At 77.8% G+C, this 5,759-nt stretch carries 3 protein-coding genes; 2 read left to right on the forward strand and 1 reads right to left on the reverse strand.

Features of this window, described 5'->3' with window-relative positions; translation table 11 throughout:
* Positions 1-141 precede the first annotated feature (141 nt).
* The gene (locus ACZ407_RS02085; protein WP_468124711.1) at positions 142-2,919 is read right to left on the reverse strand and encodes a hypothetical protein; all 2,778 of its coding nucleotides are present in this window, start codon (positions 2,917-2,919) and stop codon (positions 142-144) included.
* Between the two features lie 361 nt (positions 2,920-3,280).
* Here ACZ407_RS02085 and ACZ407_RS02090 point away from each other — a divergent pair, with 361 nt between their 5' ends.
* Together ACZ407_RS02090 and ACZ407_RS02095 are read left to right on the forward strand one after the other, a co-directional pair.
* Complete coding sequence (locus tag ACZ407_RS02090) at positions 3,281-3,532, forward strand: hypothetical protein (RefSeq protein WP_468124713.1); 252 nt, start codon at positions 3,281-3,283, stop codon at positions 3,530-3,532.
* An 11-nt stretch (positions 3,533-3,543) separates the two neighbouring features.
* Positions 3,544-4,911, forward strand: a complete 1,368-nt coding sequence (locus ACZ407_RS02095; RefSeq protein ID WP_468124714.1) for a diaminopimelate decarboxylase family protein — start codon at positions 3,544-3,546, stop codon at positions 4,909-4,911.
* Positions 4,912-5,759: the final 848 nt, after the last annotated feature.

Consider the following 5,759-nt stretch of genomic DNA (forward strand, 5'->3'; position numbering starts at 1 on the left):
GGGGGGGGGGGGAGCGAGGGGTTTGGTGGCCCACCGGGTGCTTTTTTTTTTTTCGTTGCTGGTGGGGGGGGGGGGGGGTGGGCCCCCGGGGGGGGGGGGGGAGTAAGTGGGGTGGCCCCCCCCCCCCCCCGGCGCGGTGTCCTACGAGGCGTCCCGCACGGTGCCGGTCACCTCGGGGCCCGGCTTCTCCTGCCACTGCTCGTCGTACATGATCAGCTGGGCGCGGACCAGTTCGTCCGACTCGCGCAGCCGGTCGGCGACGGTGGGCACGACCAGGTCCACGGAGAGCTTGCCGGCGGGGACGGTGACGGGCAGGCCCGCACCCTCCACGACCTGCGAGAGCCGCTTGGCGGGGTCCGGGCGCTGGGCGAACCACTCGTCCAGCCACCTCGGGTCCACGTCGGCGGTGGACAGCTCCGTGCCGCGGGCGACCTTCTTGAAGAGGAAGTCGCCGCGGATGTCGGCGTCGGCGGCTGCCGACAGAGTGACCCGCCAGACCAGCTTCCCGCCCTCGGTGGCCTTCGCGGTGCGGCTGATGGCGACCTTCGGCATGGGGTCGTCGTTGAGGACGGTCACACCGCCGTGGTGGGAGCCGACCGCCACGCCGCTGACCGCCTTGACGAAGATGTCGCTCCACAGCTCCCCGCCGAAGCGGGTGTTGCCGGTCACCCGGACCGGCACGTCGATCTCGTGGCCGCCGGGGCGCACCGTGACGAGCCGAGAGGTGGACCGGCCGGTGGCCGGGTCGGGCACGAACAGCCGCAGCTGTCCGCCGCCGTGGCCGGTGACGCTCACCGGGATGCGGTACGTGCGGACGCCGGAGTCGCCTTCCTTCACCTTGAGGCGGCCGATGTCCACGCGGGCCAGCGCCCCCGGGGTCACGGCCGGGGTGCCGGGGCGCCAGCCCCAGGCGTCCATCAGCCAGGCCCGGCCGGAGCCGCTGCGCGGGGTCAGCTCGAGGGCCTTGATCCGGCCCAGGTCCAGTCCGGCGCGGGCGCCGGCGGCGAGCGGTACGCGCAGTTCACGGGCCCACCAGGAGGCCGTACGGTCGCTGCCGGGCAGGCCGTCGAGGGCGGTGCGGCCCAGCAGGGCGCGCTTGCCGGAGGCGTCGACGACGGAGACGTCGAAGGCGGTGCCGGTGCTGCCCGGGGGCACGAAGGCCCGCAGGGCCAGGGATTCGGCGCCGGCCAGGGAGACGGGCCGGGCGGGGCGCAAGGTCACCGGGGCGCCGGGGCGCGACCACTGCATGGCGACGGCGTCGCGGCCGGGCTCGGGCGAGGCCTCCCAGGTGGCGAAGTGCGGCGAGGAGCCGCGGGTGTTGCCGGGCAGGCAGGCCCGCTTGGGGTCGGGGTCGATCTGCGCGCAGATCCGGCCGCCGGTCACGGCGGTGCCGGGGCCGGGCAGGAAGGCCGGGGTGCGGTTGCCGCCGACGGCGTGGGCGAGCACGCGGGCCGGGTCGGCGGAGGGGGCGCGCCGGCCGGTGCCGTCGAGCAGCGGGCGCACCTTGTCGTCGCCGGCGACGAACAGCCGGGCCGCGGCGGCGATGTAGGTGGCGCCGGCGGTCTGCTGCTGGGCGGCGGTCAGGCGGGTCGGCTTGCCCTTGCTGCACACCGGGTCGGCCGGGCCGCCCTCCGAGAAGTCGTCCTGGGCGGGGGCCTTGGCCTGGCCGGGGGTCCACTCGGTGTTGAAGAAGTTGTGGTTGGCGCCGACCACGTAGACCGAGCTGTGCAGGGCGGCGCCGCGGCTGACCCCGCGCGTGCCGTCGGCGTAGATCTGGCCCTGGAGGTCGGACACGTCGCCGTCGCAGCCCGGCAGGATGGTCATGGACGGCACGTCGGGCACCGGGTTCTGGCCGAAGACCGTGGGGCCGATCAGCACGTTGCCGCGGATCTTCCAGCGCACCGGCCCCTTGTAGCCGTCCTGGTCGGCGGGCGGCTTGTCGAGGCTGTCGAGCGCGGCGCGGTTGACGCCCTCGCCGCCGCGGGAGTGGCCGACGAGCAGGACGCGGGACAGGTCGGCGGGCGCGGCCGCGCGGACGGCGGCGGGGGCGCCGGAGCGGTCGTCCGCCCAGTCGGCCCAGCGCGCCAGGTGCAGGCGCACGAGGGAGGAGCGGGCCTGGGCGCCCGCGTCCTCGGCGGCCCAGTCCTGGCCGTTGATGCCGTTGGCGGCGATGGACACGGTCACGTAGCCCTGGGAGGCCAGCAGCTTCTGCGCGCCGAGGTAGCCGCGCTCGCTGGGCACCGGCAGGCTGCCGGGCGAGCAGGGCCACTCGCCGTTGGCGTCCCCACCGGGCTTGTAGCAGGTGGCGTGCCGGCCGTGCAGGAAGAGGGCCACCGGGCGCTTGCCGGGGGCGTCGGTCGGGCCGACGACGGTGGCCTGCATCTCGACGGGCTCGGCGTAGCCGGGCAGGCGGACGGACTTCAGGGTGTACGAGCCGCTGGTGGTGCGGTAGCCGCCGGGCTTGCCCGGGTCCACGGGGTTCGCCGGCAGCGGCGCTTCGGGGCGGACCGGGGCGGCGAACCCGTCCCGGCCCGGGACCCCGGCCGGGCCGGGGGCGTCGAGGCGGCGGCCGCCGGCCACGGCCCGCAGGTCGGTGTCCGGGCCGATCCGGGTGCCGGTCAGGGGGAGCCGGAAGGTGCGCCCGTCGGGTCCGGGCTCCGGGCGGCCGAGCAGCCGGCCGCCGGCGTGGAACTCGACGCGCGCGTCGCCCATGGGCACCCGCTCGGGCGAGGTCCACACGAGCTGCCGTCCTGCGCCGGAGCCGGAGATCTGCCAGCCGTCCGGGAGGCCGCCGCCGGCCCGGCCCGCCGGAACCGGCAGGACGCCGGGGGCGGGGCTCGCGTACGCCGTCGCCGGCGCGGCCGCGGCCAGCGCGAGCACCACCGTGGCGGCCGCCGCCACGCGTGTGACACGTATCAAAGTGGTCTTCCTCATCGTCCGTACTCGTCGGGCGCCGCAGGGGTTCCTGGGAGCCTTCTCGCTCCCGGAGGACGGGAACGGACGTACGGGGGTTGCCTCGTGGGACGCACGAGGTGCCAAAAGTACGGACCAGCAGGGTTATTGGCTGGTTCTTTCCCCTCTTGTCCGGTTCGCGGTACGGCTGATCCGGCGTCAGCGGCGCATATGGAATCCCCGCTTTCCCGTCAAGGCGGCATCAGGGCGCGGGCCGCGGCGGTCGCCGCGGGGCTAGCTTCGGACGCAGCCCCGGGCCGCCTCCCCGCGTCCGGGGCGACCGGCCCCGTCCGCGGTTCCACCGCGCAGGCTCCCCGAGGAGGACCCCATGTGCCTGTTCCGCTACGCCGAAGACCCCGAGCCCGAGGAACAGGCCCCGGCGGCCCGGCCGCCGGTCCCGCGCTCCCCCGCCGCGACGCCTGCCGCCCCGCCTGTCACCCCGCCTGTCACCCCGCCTGCCGCGCCGCACCTCGCGCCGGCCGTCGTCTGCGGGCGGCGGGACGGCGCCGCCGCGTTCCTCCTCGCCGGCCCCGTGCCGGGCCCCCGGCTGCCGGGCGCCCGTCCGGCCCGGACCGTCTGACGGGGGCCGGCGTGACCACCGCCGTCCGCCCCGCGGGGCCCGCCCCCTCGGAGGAGCTCTCCGTCTGGCCCGCCTCCACGCGCCGGCTCCCGCACGGCGGCCTCGCCGTGGGCGGGGTGCCCCTGGCCGAGCTCGCCGACCGGTTCGGCACCCCGGCGTACGTCCTCGACGAGGACGAGGTCCGGGCGCGCTGCCGTACGTACCGGGACGCCTTCCCCGACGCCGATGTCCGGTACGCGGCGCAGGCCTTCCTGTCCCGGGCCATGGTCCGCTGGGTGGACGAGGAGGGCCTGGGCCTGGCCGTCCGCTCGGCGGGCGAGCTCGAACTCGCCGTCACCGCGGGCTTCCTGCCGGAGCGGATCGTGCTGCACGGCCGGGCCAAGTCCCCGCAGGACATCGAAACCGCGCTCCGCTTGGGCGTCGGCCGCATCGTCATCGACAGCCCTTCGGAGATCGCCCGGCTGGCCGCGGCCGTGGGCCCCGGCGGGTACCAGAGGGTGCTGCTGCGCACGGTCCCCGGTCCGGCGGGGTTCGGTGCGGGGGCGGGCGGCGGGCAGGGGTTCGGACTGTCCCTCGCCGACGGCTCCGCACTGCACGCGGTCGTCCGCATCCTGGGGCAGCCGCAGCTCGGGCTGGCCGGGCTGCACTGCCATCTCGGCGCCCGGGTCACCGAGGTCAAGCCGTACCTGGTCGCGGTGCGCCGGCTGGTCGGCCTGATGGCCCGCATCCGCACCGCCCACGGCGCCGTCCTGGGCGAACTCGACCTGGGCGGCGGGCACGGCATCGCCTCCCGGCCCGGGGCTCCGGCGCTCGACCTCACCGCGCTGGCCCGCAAGGTGCGGGCCGAGCTGGTGGAGAGCTGCGCGGCGGCCGGGCTGACCGTGCCCCGGCTCGCCGTCGAGCCCGGCCGGGCCATCGCCGGGCCCGCCGGGGTGGCGCTCCACCGCGTCCTGGCGGTGCAGCAGTCGGCCGACCGGCTGTACGCGGCCGTGGACGGCGCCGGAGACGAGGTCCCGGACCCGGCCGCCCCCGGGCCGCACGGTCCCCGGGGGTCCCGGCTCCCGCCCGGGCCGCACGCCCCGTCCCCCGCGCCGCGGCTGGCCGGCCGGACCTCCGGCGCCGCACCGCGCCCGGCCCTCGTGGCCGGGCTGCACGGAGCGGCGGGCGATCCGCGGCCCGCGGGCCTGCTGCTGCCCGGCGACCTGCGACCGGGCGACCTGCTGGCCGTACCGGTGGCGGGCGCGTACCAGCAGCCCACGGCCCCCGGTTACGCCCCGGTGGGCCGCCCCCCGGTGATCGCGGTGCGCGGCGGCACCGCCCGCCTCCTCGTCCGCCGCGAAACCCTGGCCGACTTCCGCAGCCGGGACATCGGCGGCTAGCAGAACGCGGCCCCCTCCTGCACGCGGGCCCGGCGGCCCACGATCCGTCCCGGCCCGGCGGACGACCTCCCGGACGCCCTCCCGGGCGGCGCCGGGGGCCCACCCGCCTCCGCCCGACGAGGAAGGCACCCGGGAAGTCGGCCACCGGGGCCCTCGGCCAGGACCGACGGACCGACGGACCGATGGACCGACAGCATGCCGGGCACGCTCCTGACCACCGGCACGCTCGGCCGCCCGGTCGGCCTGCGTGCACACGTGCCCGGCCGTCGCGAGCCGGCCCGACCCGCAGACGACCCGGACGGCGCCCGGCCCGCCCCTCCGCCGAAGGGGAAGACCCGGGAAGTCGGCCCCGCGGATCCCCTCGGCCACCGCAGAGGGCGAACAGCGCGCCGGAGACGCTCACGACCACCGGCACGCTCGGCCGCCTGCTCGGGGCCCGGCGGCCGCGGCCCGCTCCGGCACCGCCGACGACCTCGCGGGCGGCGGCCGAGGGCCCGCCCCGTCCCCACCACGAAGAGGAAGACACCCGGGATGGCGGCCGTCGGATCGGCCTCGGCCACCACCGATGGACCAGCAGCACGACCACCGGCACGCTCGGCCGCCCGGTCGGCCTGCGTGCACGCAGGCCCGGCGGCCGCGATCCGGCCCCGCACCGCCGACGACCTCGCGGGCGGCGACCGAGGGCCCGCCCCGTCCCACCCCGAAGGAGCAGCCACCCGGGATGGCGGCCGTCGGATCGGCCTCGGCCACCACGATGGACCAGCAGCACGACCACCGGCACGCTCGGCCGCCCGGTCGGCCTGCGTGCACGCAGGCCCGGCGGCCGCGATCCGGCCCCGCACCGCCGA

The sequence above is a fragment of the Streptomyces sp. NPDC030809 genome (assembly GCF_055572195.1).

Bases quoted from the DNA above. Each gene is read 5' to 3' on its own strand.
- ACZ407_RS02090 (WP_468124713.1), top strand. From the start codon at position 3,281: ATGTGCCTGTTCCGCTACGCCGAAGACCCCGAGCCCGAGGAACAGGCC.